The organism is Paraburkholderia suaedae (genome assembly GCF_040812055.1).
GTDB lineage: Bacteria > Pseudomonadota > Gammaproteobacteria > Burkholderiales > Burkholderiaceae > Paraburkholderia.
Window position 1 is genome coordinate 13716 of the sequence record NZ_JBFOAH010000033.1, and the last position, 22322, is coordinate 36037.

Annotated in this window: 19 protein-coding genes, 1 tRNA gene and 3 pseudogenes; 11 read left to right on the forward strand and 12 right to left on the reverse strand. The window is 61.3% G+C overall.

Annotated features, from left to right (window positions below; all coding sequences use genetic code 11):
* Nucleotides 1-85 precede the first annotated feature (85 nt).
* A complete protein-coding gene (locus tag ABQJ48_RS31585; protein ID WP_367841869.1) occupies nucleotides 86-721 on the forward strand; it encodes a Tar ligand binding domain-containing protein in 636 nt (211 codons plus the stop codon).
* A 467-nt stretch (nucleotides 722-1188) separates the two neighbouring features.
* Here ABQJ48_RS31585 and ABQJ48_RS31590 read toward each other — a convergent pair whose 3' ends face one another.
* From ABQJ48_RS31590 to ABQJ48_RS31600, 3 genes are all read right to left on the reverse strand, one after another.
* Nucleotides 1189-2433 carry an MFS transporter gene (locus tag ABQJ48_RS31590; RefSeq protein ID WP_473094218.1) on the reverse strand — a complete coding sequence of 415 codons (1245 nt, stop codon included), beginning with the start codon at nucleotides 2431-2433 and terminating at the stop codon, nucleotides 1189-1191.
* Between the two features lie 998 nt (nucleotides 2434-3431).
* The gene (locus ABQJ48_RS31595) at nucleotides 3432-3956 is read right to left on the reverse strand and encodes a hypothetical protein (protein WP_367841870.1); all 525 of its coding nucleotides are present in this window, start codon (nucleotides 3954-3956) and stop codon (nucleotides 3432-3434) included.
* 281 nt (nucleotides 3957-4237) lie between these two features.
* Nucleotides 4238-4813: a phasin family protein gene (locus ABQJ48_RS31600; RefSeq protein ID WP_367841871.1), complete on the reverse strand. Its 576-nt coding sequence runs from the start codon at nucleotides 4811-4813 to the stop codon at nucleotides 4238-4240.
* Between the two features lie 222 nt (nucleotides 4814-5035).
* On the opposite strand from ABQJ48_RS31600, the gene ABQJ48_RS31605 reads away from it, so the two are divergent.
* Nucleotides 5036-5109, forward strand: a tRNA-Gly gene (locus ABQJ48_RS31605).
* 275 nt (nucleotides 5110-5384) lie between these two features.
* Here ABQJ48_RS31605 and ABQJ48_RS31610 read toward each other — a convergent pair.
* Nucleotides 5385-6107 carry an OmpA family protein gene (locus tag ABQJ48_RS31610; protein ID WP_367841872.1) on the reverse strand — a complete coding sequence of 241 codons (723 nt, stop codon included), beginning with the start codon at nucleotides 6105-6107 and terminating at the stop codon, nucleotides 5385-5387.
* Nucleotides 6108-6394: 287 nt separating this feature from the next.
* On the reverse strand, nucleotides 6395-6847 hold the full coding sequence (locus tag ABQJ48_RS31615) for a VOC family protein (protein WP_367841873.1): 453 nt from the start codon (nucleotides 6845-6847) through the stop codon (nucleotides 6395-6397).
* A 569-nt stretch (nucleotides 6848-7416) separates the two neighbouring features.
* Here ABQJ48_RS31615 and ABQJ48_RS31620 point away from each other — a divergent pair.
* Together ABQJ48_RS31620 and ABQJ48_RS31625 are read left to right on the forward strand one after the other, a co-directional pair.
* A pseudogene (locus tag ABQJ48_RS31620) lies at nucleotides 7417-7806 on the forward strand (lysylphosphatidylglycerol synthase domain-containing protein); the annotation flags it as partial.
* Nucleotides 7807-7937: 131 nt separating this feature from the next.
* A complete protein-coding gene (locus ABQJ48_RS31625) occupies nucleotides 7938-8321 on the forward strand; it encodes a VOC family protein (RefSeq protein WP_367841874.1) in 384 nt (127 codons plus the stop codon).
* A 45-nt stretch (nucleotides 8322-8366) separates the two neighbouring features.
* On the opposite strand, the gene ald is transcribed toward ABQJ48_RS31625, so the two are convergent.
* The 3 genes and pseudogenes from ald to ABQJ48_RS31635 all read right to left on the reverse strand — a co-directional run bounded on the left by ald (nucleotide 8367) and on the right by ABQJ48_RS31635 (nucleotide 10986).
* On the reverse strand, nucleotides 8367-9485 hold the full coding sequence (ald, locus tag ABQJ48_RS31630; RefSeq protein ID WP_367841875.1) for an alanine dehydrogenase: 1119 nt from the start codon (nucleotides 9483-9485) through the stop codon (nucleotides 8367-8369).
* A 404-nt stretch (nucleotides 9486-9889) separates the two neighbouring features.
* A pseudogene (locus ABQJ48_RS37925) lies at nucleotides 9890-10000 on the reverse strand (LysE family translocator); the annotation flags it as partial.
* Nucleotides 10001-10209: 209 nt separating this feature from the next.
* Complete coding sequence (locus ABQJ48_RS31635) at nucleotides 10210-10986, reverse strand: maleate cis-trans isomerase family protein (protein ID WP_367841876.1); 777 nt, start codon at nucleotides 10984-10986, stop codon at nucleotides 10210-10212.
* A gap of 309 nt (nucleotides 10987-11295) precedes the next feature.
* On the opposite strand from ABQJ48_RS31635, the gene ABQJ48_RS31640 reads away from it, so the two are divergent.
* From ABQJ48_RS31640 to ABQJ48_RS31670, 7 genes are all read left to right on the forward strand, one after another.
* Nucleotides 11296-12498, forward strand: coding sequence for a branched-chain amino acid ABC transporter substrate-binding protein (locus ABQJ48_RS31640; RefSeq protein ID WP_367841877.1), 1203 nt, complete (start codon nucleotides 11296-11298; stop codon nucleotides 12496-12498).
* A 25-nt stretch (nucleotides 12499-12523) separates the two neighbouring features.
* Nucleotides 12524-13423, forward strand: coding sequence for a branched-chain amino acid ABC transporter permease (locus tag ABQJ48_RS31645; protein WP_367841878.1), 900 nt, complete (start codon nucleotides 12524-12526; stop codon nucleotides 13421-13423).
* Between the two features lie 3 nt (nucleotides 13424-13426).
* A complete protein-coding gene (locus ABQJ48_RS31650) occupies nucleotides 13427-15235 on the forward strand; it encodes a branched-chain amino acid ABC transporter ATP-binding protein/permease (protein ID WP_367841879.1) in 1809 nt (602 codons plus the stop codon).
* Nucleotides 15223-15954: an ABC transporter ATP-binding protein gene (locus ABQJ48_RS31655; protein WP_367841880.1), complete on the forward strand. Its 732-nt coding sequence runs from the start codon at nucleotides 15223-15225 to the stop codon at nucleotides 15952-15954. The genes ABQJ48_RS31650 and ABQJ48_RS31655 overlap by 13 nt, the downstream gene beginning before the upstream one ends.
* A gap of 57 nt (nucleotides 15955-16011) precedes the next feature.
* A complete protein-coding gene (locus ABQJ48_RS31660; protein ID WP_367841881.1) occupies nucleotides 16012-16485 on the forward strand; it encodes a ferritin-like domain-containing protein in 474 nt (157 codons plus the stop codon).
* 19 nt (nucleotides 16486-16504) lie between these two features.
* A complete protein-coding gene (locus tag ABQJ48_RS31665; protein ID WP_367841882.1) occupies nucleotides 16505-17350 on the forward strand; it encodes an urea carboxylase-associated family protein in 846 nt (281 codons plus the stop codon).
* Between the two features lie 81 nt (nucleotides 17351-17431).
* Nucleotides 17432-18676 (forward strand): D-amino acid dehydrogenase, encoded by a 1245-nt coding sequence (locus tag ABQJ48_RS31670; protein WP_367841883.1) that lies wholly within the window; start codon nucleotides 17432-17434, stop codon nucleotides 18674-18676.
* Between the two features lie 247 nt (nucleotides 18677-18923).
* On the opposite strand, the pseudogene ABQJ48_RS31675 reads toward ABQJ48_RS31670, so the two are convergent.
* The 4 genes and pseudogenes from ABQJ48_RS31675 to ABQJ48_RS31695 all read right to left on the reverse strand — a co-directional run.
* A pseudogene (locus ABQJ48_RS31675) lies at nucleotides 18924-19748 on the reverse strand (FAD-dependent oxidoreductase); the annotation flags it as partial.
* A 423-nt stretch (nucleotides 19749-20171) separates the two neighbouring features.
* Nucleotides 20172-20495, reverse strand: a complete 324-nt coding sequence (locus ABQJ48_RS31685) for a CcdB family protein (protein WP_367841885.1) — start codon at nucleotides 20493-20495, stop codon at nucleotides 20172-20174.
* Nucleotides 20495-20785 (reverse strand): type II toxin-antitoxin system CcdA family antitoxin, encoded by a 291-nt coding sequence (locus ABQJ48_RS31690; protein ID WP_367841886.1) that lies wholly within the window; start codon nucleotides 20783-20785, stop codon nucleotides 20495-20497. Before ABQJ48_RS31690 ends, ABQJ48_RS31685 begins: the two co-directional genes overlap by 1 nt.
* Before the next feature lie 465 nt (nucleotides 20786-21250).
* Nucleotides 21251-22219 carry a PDR/VanB family oxidoreductase gene (locus ABQJ48_RS31695; RefSeq protein WP_367841887.1) on the reverse strand — a complete coding sequence of 323 codons (969 nt, stop codon included), beginning with the start codon at nucleotides 22217-22219 and terminating at the stop codon, nucleotides 21251-21253.
* Nucleotides 22220-22322 lie beyond the last annotated feature (103 nt).

Here is a 22322-nt window from a genome sequence, read left to right on the forward strand (position 1 = left end):
TCATCGACGAAATGTGTTCCTGTTGGCGGCGGCGGATCAATCCGCTCGCCGCTTTTTTCTGTTCCGCGGGTCGAGCACGACTACCATGTTCAGAAATACCGCTATCCGTACCGCGCTGACTGTCACGATCGCCTGCTATCCGGCCGCATTGGTGCTCGTTATCGCTGCGTCGGTCGCTGGTCTGAAGGCGGCCAACGCTGCGCTGGAAAAGATGTACTCCGAGCAAACGGTCTCATTGCGCCACCTCGCCGCAAGCGGTGACGCAATTTTGCAAGCGCGGGTCGATCTCGGCGCCTACGAAACGCTCGTCGCACAGGGAAAACCCACCCCCGTCGTGCTCGCGCGCGTACACGCCGGACTGGCCGACAGTGATCGGGAACTGGCCGCCTACCTGGCCCAGCCGCCGTCGGACGCTGTCAGCGCAGCGCGCAACGTAACCCGTATCGTGAGCGAAATCAGTGTGGCTTCGGAAGAACAGTCGCGCGGCATCGAGCAGATCAATCGCGCGGTCACGCAGATGGACAACGTGACCCAGCGGAATGCCGCGCTCGTTGAGCAGGCCGCGGCGGCCGCTGCGGCGCTGCAGGACCAGGCGGGCGCCCTCGACGATGCGGTGGCGCTGTTCCGGATGTCTGCGTCGCCGACGGCTCGAGGCGAGCAAGCGGTCACGAGGATGGTTCAGTTCCGCAACTCCGGACTGTGTCCGCGTGATGCGACATGAAGCATTGACGCGACATACGACCGGTGAAACCACGACGGCACAACCTGTGCGGAACGGGAAGGTCAAACCCAAGTAGGGTCGCGCGCCGGGAGGTGAAAAATGCACAGTCTAGCTATGCTGCGCGGGATTGCGGCTGGCGTTCTTGCCGCAACGCTTTTCTTGGGCTTGGGTGGATGCGATGCGTTGAGCGGACCGCCGGCACCGGAATGGCCAGGCCCGCACGCACCGTATCCGTTCCCGGAGGACGTTCCGCATCGAACGCGCTGATCCTAACGACCTGCCTGCATTCATCGCGGTGGACCGTCACCTCGCACAGAGATTGTGCCCGGAGCTTTCGGGCCGATGGCCGGTCTATGCGGACGTCCGAGGCGACACCGCATGAAACGCGATGTACTCATCAAGTACCGGACTGCATCGCCGGAAAGCGAGGTCTTCGTCCTTGATGCTCCGTGACGTCGCATCGCGGCTCAGTCATCGGCGAGCGGCCCGCGCGACGTCTCGCGACTCGCAATCATGGCCACGAGTGCGATGCCAGCCGCACCCACCAGATACCATGCAGGGGCCAGCCTGCTTCCGGTCGCGTGGATCAGCCACGTCGCAACGAACGGCGCCGTCCCGCCAAACAATGCATTTGCCGCATTGAAGCAGAAAGCGAAACCGCTGTAGCGCACCCGCGTCGGAAAAATCTCTGACAGAAAGCAGGGTAGCGTGCCGTCGTTCATCGTAAGCAGCGCACCGAAGGCGATCTGGATCATCACAACCGTGACAAAACTGGCACCGACCAGTCCTTTGAAGAGCGGCACGGTCAGCAGGGCAAACAGGACCGAAGCGCCGATCAGCATCGTTTTGCGACCGAACCGATCCGACAGGGACCCCATCAGGAAGATGAAGCCGATATAGGCAGTCAGGGAGATCGTGGCGGCGATGAACGATTCCGTTTCGCCCATGCCCATTTCCGTCGACAGGTACGTCGGCATGTAACTCAGCACCAGATAGAACGCCACCGCGTTCAGGCACGTTACGCCGAATGCGATCAGCATCTTGCCACGATGCACGCTCAACAATTCTTTGACCGGAGCACGCGCAACATGATGCGACGTCTCGAGCGCCTTGAACTTCGGCGTATCTTCAAGGCGCACACGAATATAGCGGCCAATCAGCCCGAATGGCGCGGCGAGCAGGAATGGCAGGCGCCAGCCGAAAGAGTGGAGTTGTTCAGTTGTCAGCACCGCGTGCAGGACCGCTACGAATACCGACCCGAACAACAACCCTGCGGCCGTGCTCGCGGGAACGATGCTGGTATAGACGCCGCGCTTTCCCTCCGGTGCGTACTCGGCGAGGAAAGCGGACGCGCCGGCATATTCGCCCGAGGCCGAGAACCCCTGAATGAGGCGAACCAGCAACAGCAGTAATGGCGCAGCCACACCGACCTGAGCATAGGTTGGCAGGAACGCGATAACGAACGTGGAAGCGGACATGATCAGGATCGACAGCGACAACGCAGTCCGTCGTCCAATCTTGTCGCCGAAGTGCCCCCAAACGATGCCGCCGATCGGGCGCACGATGAATGAGATCGCGAATACCGCATAAGCCGCGAGCAGCCCGGTCGCTGCGTCGGTCTTCGGGAAAAACACCACCGCAATGATTGTCGCAAGGTACCCGTACGAAGCGTAGTCGAACCATTCGACGAAGTTGCCAATGAAGCTCGCCATTGCCGCGCGCTTGATCACACTGGCGTCTGGCGCTGCAGCGGTCGCGCCGCTGCCGGAACTGTGCGCGGGCGACATACCTTGCGCTGCGATGACACCCGCGCCTGTCGAACCGGCTGAAATGCCTTTTCTGGTACTCATTTGCCATCTCCAAACGTGAATCTGCGATTACTGTGCTGTGGCTCGTTCATGCAGACACCGGGCCGATAACTGACTTCCCTATCCAGAGACCCGGATTTCCATTGCGCGACATGACACGACGAAAGGTCAATCAATTTGCGTTGTCGTCGTTCTCGTCCGCGGCGAGAGCCGAGCTGATGGGTCATCGGGATACGGAGATCACGGCATTCGTGCGCCGGGATGGACGGCATGTGCCGCAAAATTGCAGGTATTCATTGGTCGTCTCCAAACCAGAACGTTGAGATGTCTGTAGCCGATCGCGACTCTTGTGGCCGCTGTGCCGGCTGCGATTGCTGAAGCATGACGGTGCGATGACCGTTGATAAAGGTCCGACGTCGATCAAGCCCTTCGCTGCATGCGGCACCGCGCGCAGCGCTACGTTGCGTGCTTTCGCGCGTTGCATCGTGATAGCGTTTCACGCGGTTAGAGCCGGAACACTCTTGGTGAAATATTCAGTCGGTGTGAGCGAATAGTAGGAGTTCGGCGATTCGAAATATTTTCGCAATCGACGAAATACTTCCGTATGTCGACATTGAGGGTTAACGATGGGTGCGGGTTCGCCGATGCAAGTCATTGCAACTGCACCATAAGCTGAAACGGGAGGAAGCCCCGCTAACCGGCAATCGGATCGGTGAAGGCGGCATCGTCGCGTCAAGAATTGCCGCCTTTTGCGATTCGCTGTTCCGCTGGAGGTTTTTCGATTGCGCCAACGCCACGTCCCGTGTGAGAAGAAGCGTCGTGCCTTGCAAAGGCTTGCCTGCGCTGGCCGGACAATGTCCGTGCCGCTACATGCGTGCCCTGCTGTCCTTGAGGTGGTCGCGTTACGACGTGGACCCAGGTTCGGGCCAGGGCCACCCTTTTCTCTCGTTGCGGACCACCGCATCCTCCGCTGCGGCCGGCTTGGCCAGAAGCGGCGCGTCAGCCGGAGGAGCCGGATCTTGCGCATCGGGTGACGCCCGGACCACGGACTGCTCTTGGATATTCGAAAGCCCCTTGCCGAACCACGTCACTTTCGTCTGCATGTAGCGGACATAGGTGTGCCAACCAGCAGGGTTGCCGTCAAAAAGCTCGTGTTGAACGGCTACCGCCAAGGCGTCCCGGTTGAGTTCCGCCTCGAGCAGTTCGCGTGGCCACAGGGCGAACGCACTGGCAACGCTCCGGGTAAACGCTGCCACGGTCATCTGTGGTGATAATGCCCGCAGGAACTCGAAGTTCTGCAGCTCGTTTGCCTGTGCGAGGTGCGTCACCAGCGCGCCCGGTTCATTCGTCGTGGCCAGACAGCTCAACGCGTAGAGCATGTCGCCAAGGTGGAGCAACAGTTCTCGTCTGTCAAATCGCTCGTCCATTCGGTGTGTCCGTTGATTCATTCCTTGAGTTGCGCCGTGTTCGGCGCAACGGTTGTCGGGTCGATCCCTATGCCGAGGCATGTTCGTGGAAAGATCGAAAAGAAGCGGTGGCACTGGAAGTCGTCGGCGAGGCGTTGTGGCTGCTCGTCGCGCAGTACGCTATCGCAGATAGCGAGTTACCGTCCGCCGTAGTTGCTGTGCTGTCCGTCCAATACGAAAAGGACAATGCGAACCGAAGTTCGCATTGACGGAAACCTTAGCGCGAAAAAAGAACAGCAACGTTACTGCACGGTGGAAACCGAAGTGACGAACTGCTTTGCAGCTTTATTGGCCGATTCGTAGGTCGAGTTCGCCGCGGAGAAAACCGAATTCCACGCGGCCATAGCTGATTCGCTTCCTGCAGGCGCGCTCCTCTGGAGGCTCTCGACAAAATGGTGAGCGTCTCGCTGCAATTGCTCACCCTGCGCTGCCGCGGCGGCGGAAACTCCGCTTTGAACTTCGGACAGGATTTCATAGACGCTGCGGCCGTACGCGACCACCTTTTCCGCAGCAGGCTGCGCGAAGCCTGCTTGCAATGCAAGCAGCTCGGCGGGATTGCCGCTCGAAAGGGCTTTCGTGACGATTTGCTGCGTTTCGGCAAGAGCGGCCTTGCTGACTTCCAGGTTCAACGCGACCACCTTTTCCAGGCCTGCAAATGCCTTGTTCGCGACGCCAAAAAAGCCGTCCATGTTGGCTTGCTGGGCGGCAATCAACTGCTGAGGGGTAAGAGTGCTCATCATTGCTCCGTAAGGTAAGGCGGCAAAAGGGCTGCTACTGAGACGACACGCGCTGGCACAGCCAGGAGGCGAATGCTGCACCGCAACACGAATCCATTGTACGGGTCGGTTCTTCGGGAAGTCAAAGAGTTTCGGCTACGCGTTTCGCGTATGTTTTTGCGGGGAAAGTTGCGCGGCGGAATGGCATGAGGTCATGAAAAAGTTTAAACATTGTTCTGTTGCATGCGGATCGCCTATTCGATATTCTTCGGGTCGCCTGACGTAGCCCCGGCGCTTTGGAGCTTCAGCCGGGCAACCGTCAAAGCGGGTGTAGCTCAATGGTAGAGCAGAAGCCTTCCAAGCTTACGACGAGGGTTCGATTCCCTTCACCCGCTCCACCGCAAACATGGCCGGGAGGCTGAACGCACGTCGCTGCCAACGACGCATGCAGGCTTAAACGCTGCATCGAGGGTTCCAATCGCTCCGGTTTCGCCAATTCACTGATCCATCATGAGACTGCTGCGGAGGACCATTACTCTTCTGGCCGTTCTATCTGCACTGCTGAGCAGCTGTGGCATCTTTGGATGCAGTGGCGTCGGAGGCAACGGCGGCTTCGCTGCAGGTTGTGGCGTCGGCACACGGTTTTAGTCGATGCATGTGCCGACGGCCGGTATTACTGCCTGAACATCGCGTTAGTCGCCACGGGCTGTAACCGGCGATCGTCAGTACGCGCGAACGTCACGATTTCCACTCGGCGATCCGGCTGCAGACAGGCGACGAGGCGGTCATGCGGCTGGCTGTTGCCGCATTGCGCAACCGGGTCCTCCTGGCCAAGGCCGCGTGCATCGATACGGTCGGCCGGCACGCCCTGCTGGACGAGCAGCGCCTTGACTGCGTCGGCACGGCGTTGCGACAGCGCCAGATTGTAGGTTGAAGATCCGAGGCGATCCGTATAGCCACGCACCTCCATGCGCCCGATGCGCATCGTACGCAGTTTCTCCGCGATGCTGCGGATCTGCGCCCGCCCACCCGCCAGAATGTCGAAGACGTCGCCGCGGTCAAAGGGGAACAGGGCATCGGTGGAAAGCCTCATCACGTTCGATACCGGGGCAGGCGGGGGAAGGACCGCGTTGCGTTGCGCCCTGATCCACTGACCCTGAGCCCAAACATAGCGGCCGTGCTGCCAGCCCCAGTAGCCGCCCTGCCAGGCGTATCCGGCGCGCGGTGGCGGTGCGCTTTCGTACCGTGCGGCTGGAGCGGTGAGCACCATGACCTCCTGCGCCGATGCGGGCATCGACCCGGCAAAACAGGCGGCGATGAAAGCCGCGCCGGCCACAAGGCTCGATGCAATCCGGCGATGTCCGCTTTGTTGGTTATGCGAAAGAATGTTTTTCATGTTATCTCGTGCGAGGTGTGGTGACGTAAGGTGCTGAGCGGCTCCGAGGCCGTGATTGAAGCCTAACGCCGCACGATATGAAAAACCGTAGTCAAGTGTAAGCAAACATGGGCTACGAAATTTGGGATGGTCAGCGGTGTGTGAAATCGCGGGTTGGACTGGCCATTCGTACTCCTGATATTGGCAGCAAGAGAAGCGCGCGACGTGGCCTGTCGATGATATCGTTCAGCCGCTCGCCGCGCGTGCTGAAAAAGGGGCGCGCGAAGTTCGCGCGCCAGTGGGTCCGGTCAGGCTGGCGCGTGCTGCGCGAGCTTGTCGCGCTGCGACAGGTCCTCGACGTTGATCATCCAGTGCACGCCGAAGCGGTCCTTCACTGTCCCGAAGCCTAACGCCCAGAATGTTTTCTCGAACGGCATTGTTACTTCGCCACCGTTGGCCAGGGCATCGAACAGTTGTCTGCCCTCTTCGACGGTTGCTGGATTCAGTGACAGCGAATAGCCGCTGTGCGTGGCGTTAGACTGACTGCAATCGCCGTCCGAGCACATCAGCACCGAATCGCCGATTGCGAAGCTCGCATGCATGACCTTGTCCGACATGTCGGGCGAGACCGGATAGTCGGGGTTCGGCGGCGCATCCCGAAAGTGCATCTTGAACATGGTCTTTGCGCCGAGCGCCTTTTCGTAGAACTGAAGGGCTGCTTCAGCCTGGCCGTAAAAAGTGAGGTAGGGTTGAACCTGCATTGTCGTCTCCTCGACGAGGGAAAAGGATTTTCATTCTAGCGCCTGGCGATGCGCCCTGGACAGCAGTGCGCCTACCGGGCCAGGATGTCGTTCAGCCGCTCGATGCGTGTTCCCGGGCACCCAGGCGCGCTCACCACACCACGACTGAGACAGCTTCCAACGACCTTGAAGCCTACCTCAAGTCATCCTTGGCCTTCTTCTGCAGATGCGGCGGCGATGCGTACTTGCTTGCGAGCTGATGCATTGGCCCGGCGGCCAGGCAGTGCGCCGCGTGGGTTGCGCAGAGGTAAGCCGGTTTGCGGTGAGAGCTTCGGGCTTCTTCCTGTTTTAACTGCTGCGGGCTTATCCATTGTTCGGCGTACGCTGCGAATGCGTTCGCGCCGGCAGTCGTCAGAGCGACGAGTACCAGACTTGCCCAAGGTCCATTTCTTTTCATATTTCCAGTGGTGCGAGTAACGAAAGCTGGTGCTTCATGTGAGGGACGGTGCCGCGCGCATGGCGTTGCTTCCCTTAGGCGATCGTCGCTTCTGGCGCGGCGTGTGCGGCAATCAGCATACCTGCTCATCTGACAATCACTCCAATGCATCGCGACCGCGCTCGAGCTATGGCTCGCGCTCTACTTTCTCGGGGCAAGAGCAAGTTTCCTGCAGGCAACGGTACTCGAGTCGCTCATCCAGGCACTTAGTAGCATCGTGTTCTTTGTACCGGGCGCACTCGGCGTTCAGGAAGGGGGATTTCTGCTCGTCGGCACGGTGCTGGCTCTCAATCCGCAAGTCTGTCTCGCGCTCGCGGGTGCGCGCCGGTTTCGTGACATCATTGTCTTTCTGCCGGGACTCGTCGCCTGGCAGGTGGCGCAATGGCGCGGCAAGCGGCGGGCTCCGGCCGGTTCGGCGGCCGGCGGCGACGCAGCGGATCACAGTGACAGAACGGCAGATGATGAAGTGCAGTCGAAGTACTAAAGCATGCCTCGCCGCCGTTTGGGCGGCAGCACGCCAGCCGCGAAGTAGCACCGTTTTACGCGCGAACTCCTGTCACTTGCCGCCGCAGGGCACCCGCGCCGTTTCGTCGATCAAACGGGAGAGCAGCGAACATGAGCATCACCCTTAATCACACTATCGTTTATGCGCGGAACAGGGATGCATCGGCGGCATTTCTCGCAGAAATACTCGGACTTCCCGAGCCGAAGCCATTCGGGCCGTTCCTTGCCGTGCAACTGGAAAACGACGTCACGCTGGACTTCTGCAGCGATGATCATCAAAAGCGGCCAGACCACTATGCGTTTCTGGTGAGCGAGACGGAGTTCGATTGCATTCTTGCGCGAATACAGAGCCGCGGATTGCGCTACTGGGCGGATCCGTTTCACCGCCGGCAGGGCGAGATCAATACGAACGATGGCGGTAGAGGCACGTATTTCGAAGATCCGAGCGGCCACAATCTCGAGATCATCACGCAGCCGTACGGCAGCGGCGTATAAGAGCGCGAGCGGATAAGCCGCCCGCGCTGTGTCTCGAAGTTCCTGCTATTCGCGTGCGACGACGTCTGCGTCGTCGCAGGTGTAGCCCAATGCTTCGGCGACCTCGGGACAGGTCACCTTGCCGAACGCGACATTCAGGCCACGACGCAGATGTTCGTCATCTGTAAGCGCCTTGCGCCAGCCCTGGTCGGCGATATTCAGGACAAAGGGAAGCGTCGCGTTATTCAACGCATAAGTGGACGTCCGCGGCACAGCGCCAGGCATGTTTGCGACGCAGTAGTGTACGACTTCGCCAACTTTGTACGTGGGGTCTGCGTGAGTCGTAGGCTTCGCCGTTTCACAGCATCCTCCCTGGTCGATCGCGACATCGACGATGACGGAGCCCGGGCTCATCGTATCGACCATCTTGCGCGTAACCAGTTTGGGCGCAGCGGCGCCGGGCACGAGCACGCCGCCGATCAGCAGGTCGGCATCGAGCACGTGTCGTTCGATATTGTCCTGGTTCGAATAGACGGTGATCACCCGCGCGCCGAGCAGCCGGTCCATGCGTCGCAGCGCGTCGACATTGCGGTCGATGACGACGACCTGCGCGCCTGTGCCGACAGCCATCTGCGCGGCATTGGTGCCGACCACGCCCGCACCGAGGATCACAATCTTCGCGGGAGGCACGCCCGCCACCCCGCCAAGCAGGATGCCCTTGCCACCGTGTGCGCGTTCCAGGCTGAACGCGCCCGCCTGAATCGACATGCGGCCCGCAACCTCCGACATGGGTGCGAGCAGAGGTAGTCCGCCGCCGCGTTGCGTGACGGTCTCATAGGCGATGCAGACCGCGTTGCTTCGGACCAGATCGGCGCACTGTTCGGGGTCCGGCGCAAGGTGCAGATAGGTGAAAAGAATCTGGCCGCGGCGCAACATCGCACGCTCGGCAGGCTGCGGCTCTTTCACCTTGACGATCATCTCGGCAGCGGCAAACACCGCTTCGGCGCTGGGCGCCACCTGCGCGCCCGCGGCCCGATACGCGTCGTCCGTTGCGCCGATGCCTGCGCCAGCGCCTGTCTCGACGTCCACGCTGTGTCCGTGCGCGACGATCTCGCGCACGGATGACGGCGTGAGACCGACACGGTACTCGTGGTTCTTGATCTCCTTCGGAACGCCTACGTGCATATTGCCTCCTGTATGAGACTGCCGGTCTGCCCGCAAAAATGATCTGATTCCTCAGACACCCAGCACGAGCGGCGAGCGTTGGCGAGGGAGGCGCCGACGGCGCTAACGCACGCAGCGGGCAGGGTCGCAAGAAACGATCACCACTATCCACCCGATTCCACCTGTTGGCGACGCCATCGCCGGGCGCTTGGCCATTAGCAGGTTGTGACGGGTAGCATCGAAACGGAATGCATGCGGAAAACGAACGTGACGATGAATGCGTTATATCCGGCTATGAGGAGTGATTTCCACGATGGTATTCGCGGTGGGGTAGAAGTTGTTAATGTAATTGCGGTGAATTTTGGTTGAAACACCTGAGTAAGGCGATGCGTGCCCGTTACCTCGCATCGCAGGCGAAAGGCGCCGCTCGGCCGGCGCGCGAGGATCCCGGGGATCGAACCGCCAGTCATCGCGACTAACGCGTTCACGCTGATACTCAAAGCAGTCTGCACAAAGTCGAGTGCGAGCGACTGGCTTGCCGCTCTACGGCAGCGCTGCCTGACCGTGCGTTGATTTCGCACGTCCGCTCTCCTGGGCAACCCGACAGCCCCGATCGCCGCACTTCTCAATCTCGCCAAACTGCGTGTGTTCACAATCGTCGTTGATCACCGCAGTGCAAGTCCCGTTGAACGTCCTCCCGACATCAGGCGTCGATCGTCGCCCCGGCGCGTTTCAAGGTACGACGTCACAGCGCAAACAGCCGTCCACGATGAGGCTCGCGATCTCCCACGCCGGCGAGCCGCAGTGCGTGCCAGGCCATCGCGTAGTTGCTCGATATCACCGGCTTGTTGATCGCCGCCTCGAGCTCCGGAATCAATCCCGCAATGCGCAAGCTCGTGCACGATACGAAAATCGCATCCACGTCAGGATTGCGCGCAAGACGCTCAACGCCGGTTCGCAACGACGCCGCATCGATCCGCGCGACTTCGTTATCGTTCGCATGTTCGAAGGACGCGATGCGCGTAACGCGGTGGCCGCGGGACTCGATATAGTCGCGCATGTAATCGTTGATTGAACGCACGTAGGGCGTGAGCAGAGCCGTACGTTGGACGCCCAGTGCGCGAAGCGCCGCCAGCGCGGCGGTGATTGGCGTAGTACTCGCGGCATCCGGACGCGCTTCGCGAATCCGCGCGAACACCTTTTCCTCCCCAATCACCATCGACGCGGACGTGCAGCCAAACGCCACCACATCGATACGCTCGGCTGGACGGATCAGCGCGACCGCCGGTGCGATGCGGTCCTCCATTTCCGCGAGCCGTTCAGGCGTGATATCCGCCGAGTTGTACACACGGTTTTCGTAGAACGCGACGCCGTCCTGCGTCAGCAAGCCCCGCCATTCATGCTCGATCGTATGATCGGTGGCTAGCACCACCAGGCCGATCGCGGCACGCCGGCAGATGCCGTCGTCCAGCGCGAAATCGAGCTTCATGTAAGCGTCATCCTGCTTTGCGATCGCACTCATTTCGGAGTCGTCCTGTCATGTCGCGTTCGGGTTTGCAGTGCCTGATTTCACTGCCCATTTAAAGGTAGAGGATTGCCGTCGCCTTTGTGTAATCGGTTTATACGCAAATACCCTATATCGTCGCAACGCATACCGGCTCCTATCATAAAAGAAGCGCTGCACTGCGAGCGCCCGGTGAAACCAGCAGTCTCACTGTTGACCTGGCAGGTATGAATCACGCGCAATCGCCCATCTCGTCCGTGGTGCGACGCCACCCGTATATTCATGTGGCGAATCGTCCGATCCCTTTCACGATAAGGAGTTACTAACATGATTGCTCAGACGATTGTGTGGTCCGGTGCAGCGCAGGGCTTGCGTCGAACGACCGTCGCGGCCATGGCGGCCGCCCTGGTTCTGCTGTTCGGCATGGCTCCCGGTTCGGCGCGAAGCCAGGGCACCACCATCAAGATCGGCGTGCCCGTTCCGCTGTCGGGCAGCAGTGCGAATGCGGGCACGGACATCGTCAACGGCGCGAAGCTCGCCGCCGCCAGGATCAACGCGGCCGGAGGCCTGCTCGGCAAGCAGATCGAACTGGTGCCCGAGGACGACGCCTGCGATGCGCAGACCGCCGTGCAGGCGGCACAGAAACTCGTCGATGCAGGCGTGGTCGCCGTAGCGGGCGGCTATTGCTCCAGCGCGGCGCTGCCGGAATCGACAACGTTTCATCGCGCCGGTATTCCGTACGTGCTGGATGCGTCGACCAATCCGCAACTGACCGAGATGGGCTACGACAACGTGTTCCGCACCATCGGCCGTGACGACCAGCAGGGCCCATTCGCGGCAAGCTTCATGAAAGACGTCCTGCACGCGAAGCGCGCGGCGGTGATCGACGACAACACGACGTATTCGAAAGGCCTCGCGCAGAACACCGTGGCCGCCCTGAAGAAGGGCGGTGTCGATGTCGTGTACGCCAATTCGATCACGCCCGGTCAGATGGACTATTCACCGACGCTCACGCGGGTCGCCTCACTGAAGCCGGACGTGATCTACTACACGGGCTACTTCTCCGAAGCCGGTCTGATGGTCAAGGAGGCACGGCAATTGGGTCTGAAAATGACCTTCATGGGGGGAGACGCCACCAACGATCCCACCTTGATGAAGACAGCCGGTCCCGCCGCCGACGGCATGATCATCACGACGGCACCGCTCGCGCAGTTCCTGAGCGGCGCGCATGCGTACGTCGACGACTATACGAAGGCTTACGGGCAAGCGCCCGGACCGTACTCGGTCTATGAATACGATGCCGTCGGGGTCACCGCGAAAGCCATCGCGGACGCGAAATCGGCCCAGCCTGCCGCGATCACGGCGGCTCTGCACAAGATCTCGAACTACCCGGGCGCGACCGGAACGATCGCCTTCAATCCGAAGGGGGACCGCAGCAAAGCGGTGTACATCACCATCATCGTGCACGACGACAAATTCGAACCTCACGAGCGGCAGGATGCGAGCGGACATTGGGTCGCGATGAAGTAGGCGCCATTGCGCACGGCGCCCCGTCATGAGCGACTTCTTCCAGTTCGTCGTCGAAGGGCTGACGACCGGCTCGTTCTACGCGCTCGTCGCGCTCGGCTACACGATGGTCTACGGGATCATCCGGCTGATCAACTTCGCTCATGGCGACCTGTTCATGGTCGGCGCGTTCATCGGCTGGACAGGCCTGATGGTACTTGCGTCCGCGCATCTGCCGCTCGCCCTGGCGCTGCTGATCGCCCTGGTGGCCGCGATGACGGTCACAGGCGTGCTCGGCCTGCTGATCGAGCGGCTCGCGTATCAGCCGTTGCTGCGCGCGCCGCGGCTGTCGATTCTGATCACGGCGCTGGGCGTCTCGCTGGCGCTGGAAAATGGCGTGCTGCTGATCTACGGCGCGGGCTTTCGCACGTATCCGCATGTGTTGAGCCAGGCGGGATTCGAACTCCACGGCGTGCAGATCACCTTCGCGCAGATCGGCATCATCGTGGCAAGTCTCGCGCTGATGCTGGCACTGTATTTTTTCGTTCACCACACTTTCCTTGGCACCGCGATGCGCGCGCTGGCAATCGATCAGGACGCCGCGCGTCTGATGGGCATCGACGTCGAACGCCTGATCCAGCTCACCTTTCTGCTCGGTTCGGTGCTGGCCGCGGTGGCGGGCGTCATGGAAGGGCTTTACTACACGCAGATCAATTTCTTCATGGGCTTCGTGCTCGGCCTGCGCGCGTTCACCGCGGCCGTGCTCGGCGGCATCGGCAACATCCCGGGCGCGATGGCGGGCGGCATCCTGATCGGCCTGCTCGAAGCCTTCGGCGCGGGCTACGTCTCGTCGCAATGGACCGACGTGTTCGTCTTCGGCGTGCTGATCGCCGTGCTCGTGATCAAGCCGACCGGGTTGTTCGGCGAACGCGTCGTCGAGAGAATGTAATCCATGAGCGCCAGCGCCGCTTCCTCGCGTTGGGTGAAGCCCGTCGGCGGCGCGCTGCTGGCCGCCGCCGTGGCGCTGCCCGCCGTCGCCAGCAACTATGTCGTCGATGTCGGCCTGACCATCATCACCTATTCGATCCTGGGTCTCGGGCTGAACATCGTGGTCGGTTATGCCGGACTGCTCGATCTGGGCTACGCGGCTTTCTTCGCGATCGGCGCATACACGACGGCGTTGCTGGAAACCCTGCTGCACTTTTCGTTCTGGGAAACGCTGCCGTTCAGTCTCGCATTCGCCGGGGTATCGGGCATCGTCATCGGCTATCCCACGTTGCGCCTGCGCAGCGACTATCTGGCGATCGTCACGCTGGGGTTCGGCGAAATCACGCGTATCGTCGCCACCAATCTCGACATCACGGGCGGGCCGAACGGCATCTTCGGCATCGCGAGCCCCAGCCTGTTCGGTTTCGAGATCAGTTCGCCGCTTGCGCTCTACGAACTGGGCATGGCGTTCCTCGTGCTGGTGCTCGCGTTCGCCATCCGGCTCGGCCAGTCGCGGCTGGGCCGCGCCTGGACCAGCATCCGCGAGGACGAGGCAGCCGCTGAGGCCGTCGGCGTGCCGACGCTGCGCGTCAAGCTGCTTGCCTATGTGATGGGCGCGCTGATCGGCGGGCTGGCGGGCAGCCTGTTCGCCGCCCGCTTCGGCACTATCGATCCGACCGGCTTCACCTATCTGCAGTCCGTCACGATCCTGATCGTCGTCGTGCTCGGCGGCCGGGGCAGCATCGCCGGTGTGATCCTCGGCGCCATCATCGTCGCCGGCCTGCCGGAGATGCTGCGTTTTCTCAACCTCTGGCGCATCTTCGGGTTCGCGATCGGGCTCGTGATTCTGATGCTGCTCAGGCCGCAGGGGTTGTGGCCCGCGCCGCTGCGCCGCGTCGCGCCGCCGCGCAAGGGCGCTGACGCCGATCAGGCCCGCGCGCCCAGCCATGCCGTCACCGGTGAAACTCTGCTGGAGGTCCGCGACATGCAGCGCCGCTTCGGTGGCGTGCTGGCGGTCGGCGGTGTCAGCTTCATCGTGCACAGCGGCGAGATCGTCAGCCTGATCGGTCCGAACGGCGCCGGCAAGACAACCGTGTTCAACTGCCTGACCGGCGTGATCCGCCCGACTGGCGGCCAGATCGTGTGGTGCGGGGAACGGCTTGCCGGCGGGGCGCCTCATCGCATCGTCCATCAAGGCATGGCGCGCACTTTCCAGGGCATCCGCCTGTTCGGCGACATGACGGCCTTCGAAAACGTCCTGACCGGCATGGATCACCGGCTTCGGACACCGCTCGCAGCCGAGCTTCTCGCGTTGCCGTCCGCGCGCGCCGAGGCGGAGGATCACTCGACCGAGGGACTGCGCTGGCTCGCATTCGTCGGTCTCGCCGAGAGGGCGGGCGAGCGCGCCGCCGATCTGCCCTATGGCGACCAACGCAGGCTGGAGATCGCCCGCGCGCTCGCCAGCAGCCCTCGCCTGCTGCTGCTCGACGAGCCGGCAGCGGGCATGAACCCGACCGAGAAACGCGCGCTGATGGAACTGATCCGGCGAATCCGGGAGCATGGCGTGACGGTGCTGCTGATCGAGCACGACATGATGCTGGTGATGGGCGTGTCGGACCGGATCATCGTGATGGATCACGGTGTCGTCATCGCCGAGGGCCAGCCCGCCGCGATCCAGGCGGACCCGCGCGTGATCGATGCCTATCTCGGCACGGCAGAAAAGGACGAGGCGAGCGACGATACGTCTGGGGAGGAATCGCTGTGGAACTCCTAGAGATCCGCGATCTGCGTGTGAACTATGGGAATGTCGAAGTGCTGCACGGCATCTCGCTGGACGTCGCACAGGGTGAGATCGTCGCGCTGCTCGGCAGCAACGGCGCGGGAAAAACGACCACACTGCGGGCGATTTCCGGCTTGATCCGACCGCGCGCGGGCGACATTGCGATGGACGGCCAGCGCCTGACGGGACTGCGCGCACACAAGATCGTGGCGCTGGGTCTGGGTCATGTGCCGGAGGGGCGGCGCATTTTCGGGGCGCTGACTGTGGAGGAAAATCTGCATCTCGGCGGCTATCTGATCCGGCGTGACGGTGCGGCATTGCAATCGCGAAGAAATCAGCTTTATGCGACTTTTCCCCGCCTCGGCGAGCGACGCAGTCAGCTCGCAGGCACGCTGAGCGGCGGTGAACAGCAGATGCTGGCGATTGCCCGCGCCCTGATGCTGCGCCCACGTATCGTAGTATTGGACGAACCCTCGATGGGGCTCGCGCCGAAACTGGTCCGCGCGATCTTCGGCATGATCGCTGACATCTGCCGCGAAGGCACCTCGGTTCTGCTCGTCGAGCAGAACGCCCGCCAGGCGCTGCGAATCGCTCACCGGGCCTATGTGCTGGAAAGCGGGCGCATTGCGCTCGCGGGGTCCGCCCGCGAGTTGGCTCAGGATAGCCGGGTCCGCGCGGCCTATCTCGGCGGGAGTGCCATCGCGGCAGAGTAACCCGCATACGCATCAAATGAGATCGGATGAAGCAGGCAACCTGCAATGGAGGAAGACATGGCAGAGATCGAAAAGGAAAGGGTCGTTGAAGTCCTCAACCAGATTCTGGAGTCGGAACTGGCGGGGGTGATTCGTTATACTCACTATTCATTTCTGGTGTTTGGATTTGGCCGCATTCCCATTGTGGCGTGGCTGCGGCAACAGGCCGACGAATCGCTGCTGCACGCTCAACAGGCCGGCGAATGGATCACCACTCTCGGCGCGTACCCCTCTCTGGCAATCGGTCCGCTTCTCGATTCGCACGTTTTCGACATCGCTTCCATTCTGCGTGAATCGCTCGAAGCAGAGAACGTCGCGCTCGATCTATACCGGGATCTACTGGCACTGGCGGAGGGTCGTTCCGTCGCGCTCGAAGAATACGCGCGCCAGATGATCCACGTCGAAGAACTGCACGCCGGCGAGGTCGACAAGATGCTGCGTCGCCCCGGAGCGATGACAACGCCGCCTGATCGCGGCACGGCGCCGGCCTGAACTCAAGGGAGAAGCGATCATGCTGAATTACCCTGCTGCCTATCAGTCCACCCAAGGCTCGGCGCTCGACGTCGACAAGACGTTCTATGAGCGCATTGCCTCGCAGCACGACACCCGCACGCTGATCGAATCGATCGTCGTGCCGATCCGCTCGGGCCAGGCGTGGACGGTGCCGGCTGGCCACGTGTTCCGCATCGTCACGATCGAAGGGCCACAGGTTGCCGACCTGAACATGTGGAACCGGCACAACCCGCGCGAGCGCATGTGGGCATCACGTACGCGCCAGTTGCAGCAGGCGCATGTGAGCACGTTCGACCGTCTGTGGTCGACGCTGCCGTTCCTGCGTCCGATGGTGACCATCACGGATGACAGTCTCGCTGGCTACGGCGTCGACGAACACGGCGGACGTGTGCACGATCTGCTCGGCACGCGCTGCGACCCCTATGTGAACCGCATGCTGACCGGCGAGGATTTTCATTTCCACTGTCACTCCAATCTGACGCGCGCCATCGCGCCGTATGGACTGACCGAGTACGACGTCCACGACGTGCTGAACGTGTTCCAGTGCACCGGCCTGAACCTCGAAGACAAATACTTCATGAAGGCGTGTCCCGCAAAGAAAGGCGATTACCTCGAATTCTTCGCGGAGATCGATTTGCTGTGCGCGCTGTCGACCTGTCCGGGCGGCGATCTGTCAGTGCCCATGTGGGGTCCCGACGCGCGCGACCCGCTCGAAGTATGCCGGCCACTCGGCATCGAGGTCTGGCAACTCGCGCCGCAGATGCTGGACGGGTGGACGCCACCGGCCGTCGCTGCCTACAAGGGGCAGCACGGAATGGTGTTGAATCAGCCCCAATGGAAGTGAGACTGCTGCAGCGCGCCTTGATGGGAGTCTGCCTGGCGCAAGGCAAGGCCATCCGCCCCGGATCTTGCACGTGAGGACATCATGAAGGTTATCGTGCTCGGTGGCGGGGTAGTCGGTGTGACAACCGCATACCAGCTACAGAAGGACGGCCATGAGGTCGTGATCGTCGAGCGGCAACCATTAGTCGCAGCGGAAACCAGTTGGGGTAACGCGGGCATGATCGCGCCCGGGCATTCCTTCGTCTGGTCCTCGCCCAAAGCACCCATGATCCTGCTCAAATCGCTGGTGCTGAAGGATCAGGCGTTGCGCTTCAGGTTCTCGGCAGATCCCAGGCTCTACAGTTGGTCGTGGCGCTTCCTGATGGAATGCACATCGGAGAAGGCGCGCCGCAATACCTTGCTCAAGCATCGGCTCGCCGCGTACTCGCAACGCGTGCTGCAAGAAGTGATCGCTGAGGACGCTGTTGAATACGATCGAAGCGACCGCGGAATTCTATATTTTCATCGGACACAGGAAGCGCTGGACCGCGGCATCGAACATATGAAGCTGCTGGAATCGGATGGGCAAGTCATCAGGGTGCTCAGCCGCGATCAGGTCGTCGCGCTCGACCCGTCGCTGGCCGGCGCAAAAGACAGCATCGCGGGCGCCATTTATTGCCCCACCGATGAGACCGGCGACCCTGCGAAGTTCACCCGCGGCCTCGCGGCAAAGATTGTCGCGCGCGGCGGAACGCTTCTGACCGACACCGTTATCGACGGCTTCGAAACCGCCGGGCAGGACGTCGTGGGGATAAGAACGAGTCGAGGCCACGTAAAAGGCGACGCGTATGTGCTTGCGCTTGGCCCTTACAGTTCGGTTGTTGGCCGACGGATTGGCATCGATCTTCCGATTTATCCGATCAAGGGCTACTCTCTCACGATTCCGATCGATGGCCGGCCCTTGCCACCTACCGTTGCAGCGGTCGACGAGCACAACCTGGTCGCGATCTCGCGCTTCGGCGACCGGATCCGGGTGACCGCGACGGCGGAGTTCGCTGGCTACGACACGAGCCACAAGCCTTCTGACTTTACGTTTATGAAGCGCGTGACGCAGGAACTCTACCCCGCCGGCGCCAACTACGATCGCGCCGAAATGTGGGCCGGGCTCAGGCCGATGACGCCGACCAACTTGCCGCTTTTTGGGCGCAAGAACTATCGCAATCTTTATCTGAACACCGGTCACGGTCATATCGGTTGGACGATGTCGCATGGATCGGCGCGGATCACGGCCGACCTGATCGCGGGGCGAACGCCGGCGATTCCGATGATGGGGCTGCTTTGCGGTTGATGCACAGGCATTGGTTCTGATGAGCATATAGCCGGCTTGCCGCCGTTTTAGTAGAACGGCTTGACCTGCGCGATCGCTCACTCATCGCACGTCTTCGTTAAAAACATCAGCGCGCTGATCTCTGAAAAACCCGCGAGATCAGCGACGTCGAAAACCGAATACCGGCGATGGCTGAGGTAGCGCAATGCGACCGAGGCCCGCACCTCATTCACGAGGTCTGTGATGTTATGTTGTCCGAAAGCGCTTATCAGGCGTTGACCGGCAGGCCTTTTCGAATTGTCGTGGGCTTCACGCTGGTTGAGTGCGGCATACTGCCGGCCACGAGCTCCGCAACAGCTTCCGCAGTCGCTGCCGACAGGGTCCATCCCAAATGTCCGTGTCCGGTGTTGTAGAAAATGTTGCGTCGACGGCCGGCGCCCACTTTGGGCAACATGCCCGGCAGCATGGGGCGCAGGCCAGCCCACGGAACGACGCGCGCCGTCGACATGTCCGGAAAATGAGTGCGCGTCCATTTGACGAGAGGCTTAATCCGATCAGAACGGATGTCACGGCTCATGCCGTTCAGCTCAGCCGTTCCAGCAACACGGAAGCGATCAACGCCGAGACGGCTGGTGACGATCTTGGCGTTGTCGTCAAGCAGGCTGACCCAAGGCGCGGATTGCCGGCTTTCTGTGTCATCGAGCCACACCGTGATCGAATAGCCCTTCACCGGATAGACGTTCACGTGGTCTCCCACATACGCGGCGAGCGCACGACTTCCGACACCCGCGCAAATCACTACCCGGTCGAAGTTATCCGTATCGGTCTGACCGCCGTGCGCGAAAGCAATCCTCAATTCACCGTCTGCAGCCTCGGAAATGGACTGCACGCTCGTGTCGTAGCGGAACTCGACTCCCAAACGCACACAGGCTTCAGCAAGACCACGCGTGAACTTGTGAATGTCGCCGGTCGAATCCGATGCGGTGAAGAAGCCGCCGTGGAACTGCCCATGAAGCGTGGGCTCGAGGGCGCGGATTTCGTCGGGGGTCACCGGGCGTCGGTCAAGGCCGCCTTCACGTAGCAATGCATTGGCCAGGCGTAAGGGGTTCAAAGAAGTCCGCCCCGCAGTTCCGTATGTTGGAGCTCGAGGCAATCCGCTTCGTTCTTCAAACGGAGCTGCATCATGACCTCCAATCACCCGGGGGATGCGCTCGCTCCATGGATAGGGCCTTTTCGTAGTCCCGGAAATGAGCGGACCGTACAGCATCAGCGGTGCGACGGTGGATATCGCCGAGTTCCATTCTTGCGCGCGCTGCAATGCAAGATGTCCGCGTGGGCTCGCGTCCGTTGGGGGACAAAGGATGGTTTCCACGCATCGGAGCATCTGCGCGGCAGCAGGATTATGCCGACGCAACCTTGCGCCGGGCATCAGTCACACGGCCATCAGATAGGCCGAACGCGAATGTATGGCCAATCTCGGAGCGTTGGCGTCAGGCGGCGCGCCGCCGGAAGTGGATCAGAAAGCGCCGAACAGACGGTCAAGCGCGGCACCGATCCGTTCCTGTTCATTTTTGAGCGTGCCAATCGACGGACCCAGATCACCTGTCCTGAGTGCGCCGAGCAACGGCGTTTCCAGCACGAACTGTTCTCCCTCGATTTCAATGATGGGCGAGAGATCCTGCGCCACCTTGCTCGCCGTGTAGTTGCCGGTTACTCGTGTCAAGGGAATGACGACGCGCGATATGAGGTTGCCGAGATGGTCACTTTGCACGTCCAGCAGAAACGGTGAGATAGCTTTCGATCTTGGCGAAGGATTGTTGTAAAGGTCAAAACGCGCCATCAAAACATCCGGTACTCTTCGAGGGGCAGGCCATCTCGCTCGATACGCGCATTCATTTCCGCGATGAAATCAGCGTTTTTTTCCTCCCAGGCGCGAACCTCGGCTGCCTGAACTTCTTCGCGCAAGCCGCGTTCGCTTGCCCGCGAGACATTCACGTTCAGTTCCCTGGCGCGTTCGAGGAGATCTGTCGGAAGCGAAACGTTTGTGGGTCTGCGCGTAATCTTTGCCGGGGCATGCGCTTTAGCGCCCCGTTTGGCGGCGTCTGGCCGCACCACAGGTGCATTGATCATGAGCATTTCCTATGTGCATGGAGCATGCGCATAGTATGCCATCATTCCGGCCACCCGCAAAATCCTGCACTAGCCGTCAGTTACAGCTATCAGCGATGGTCCTGTTGCGACGTTCGTTACGCACATTCATTGGCTGACCGTACAGACCAGATCCGCATCGGTTGTTGCGGTTGCCAAGTTCGCGCTCGGCGGCGTGCCCGGCGCTTTGCGACGGGATGGCGAACGCCATTCCTTCTCTACGGTTGCGCAATCGTCCCCCTGCCGCTAATGGTCTTCCTGCGGTGGGAGCGCGAAGAGGCCGAGGACGTGGTGGCGGCGGCACGCGTTGCGGGCAGGCTGCTATTCCCCTGGCGCCTCATTGTTCCCATCTGCGCGATGACCATCTTCGCTCCGGTTATGTTTTTTTCGATTGCACGCCGGCGCGCGTCGAGCGATGCCCGACGCGCTCTTGCTACTTCCCGATACTCACAGCTCAAGCACCAGCTCCGCCGATTTCGCGCGCGACACGCAGACCATGATGTGCGATTCCTTCTCGTCGTCGCGCAGAACGAGGTCCCGATGATCCGCGTCGCCCGCGCACAGCCCGGTTCTGCACGAACCGCAGGTGCCGCTTTCGCACGAACTTGGCACTCGCACGTTCGCGTCGCGCAGCACGTCGAGGATCGATCGATTCGCGGGCACGTCGAACGATGTGCCGCTGCGCGCAAGCCGCACGGTAAACGGCGTATTTTCGCGCGCATTTGCATTGCTTGCACCGAAGCTCTCGAAGTGAACAGTGCCAGACGGCCAGTGTCCGGTCATATCCCGCACGGTGTCCATCAGCGCCTGCGGGCCGCAGCAGTACACGTGTGCGGCCGACTTCGGCTTATCGAATACGGGCCAGAAGTCGAATGCTTTCGACATGTCGCCTTGATCGTGATGAATCTTCACGTCCGAGCGCCATTCATCGCTGGTGAGTTCATCGAAGAACGCCGTGCCGTCCGGATCACGGGCGAGATAGTACAGCTTGAACGAGCGCAGGCCTTCCGCGCGCAACTGCCTTGCCATCGAGAGCATCGGCGTGATGCCAATACCGCCCGCGACGAGGATGAAAGACTTTGCGCGCTCATCGAGGGGAAACTCGTTGCGGGGCGCAGAGACGTCCACGGTGTCGCCCTCGGCCGTATCGTCGATCAAGCTCATTGAGCCGCCGCGTCCGTTGCTGTCACGCTTCACCGCGATGACATAGCGATTGAACTCCTGCGAGTCATTGCACAGCGAATAACTGCGTCGCGAGCCGTTGGGCACCACAACGGTCAAGTTCGCGCCCGCCTCGAACGGCGGCAACGGCACGCCTTGCGGGTCGGTCAGTTCAAAACGCCAGATCTCGCGGGCGATCTTCTCCTTGCTCGCAATGATCAGACGACGAAAACCATCTTCGTGGGGGGGCGTCATGTCTGTCTCCTTCTGACCGATCCGGTCTTGTTGCGTCAACATGATGAGCATGTTATAACTAGATATCTAATAATGCAAGTCGAGAAGCACGATTCTTTCCCAT